Origin of the sequence: Bradyrhizobium sp. UFLA01-814 (assembly GCF_046718885.1) — a bacterium.
Classification (GTDB): Bacteria; Pseudomonadota; Alphaproteobacteria; order Rhizobiales; family Xanthobacteraceae; genus Bradyrhizobium; species Bradyrhizobium elkanii.
In genome coordinates this window covers 1-550 of record NZ_JAQOSR010000387.1, presented here as the reverse complement: position 1 = coordinate 550, position 550 = coordinate 1, and the positions used below count along the sequence as shown (strand labels likewise).

The window sequence follows — 550 nt, the reverse complement described above, 5'->3', positions numbered from 1 at the left end:
TAAAGCGTGATGGCATTAAGTTCGATAGCCTGAATTTTTGAGGTAGTTGGCACATTCCTCGGAGGTGAAGGCGTCGAGCGCGTGGCCGATAGCGGCGCAGACTGCGTCGACGGTTCGCGCGGCGGCGTTGCGAAGCAGGTGTTTGAGCTTGGCAAAGACCTGTTCAATCGGGTTCAGATCGGGCGAGTATTTTGGCAGGAAGAAGAGCTTGGCGCCGACCGAGCGGATGAGCTGGCGAACTACCTTGCTCCTGTGGCTGCCGAGGTTGTCCAAGATGACGATATCGCCGGGTCGAAGGACGGGCAGCAGAACCTTCTCGACATAGGTGCGAAAGCTCACGCCATCGATCGGCCCTTCGATGAACCATGGCGCATCGATCCGGTCATGGCGCAAGGCCGCCAGGAAGGTCATGGTCTTCCAGCGGCCGTGAGGAACCTTGGCGTGAAGTCTGTGTCCGCGCGGCGCCCATCCCCGCAAGGGCGCCATATCGGTCCTGGTCCAGGTCTCGTCGATGAAGACCAGCCGCTCAGCTTCGACGCGATCTTGATAC

At 59.8% G+C, this 550-nt stretch carries 1 protein-coding gene; it reads right to left on the bottom strand.

The genetic code is table 11. The features are described from left to right. Window positions 1–15: 15 nt before the first annotated feature. On the bottom strand, window positions 16–550 hold a 535-nt coding region (locus tag PMN64_RS42965; RefSeq protein WP_411785138.1), incomplete at its 5' end, for an IS630 family transposase.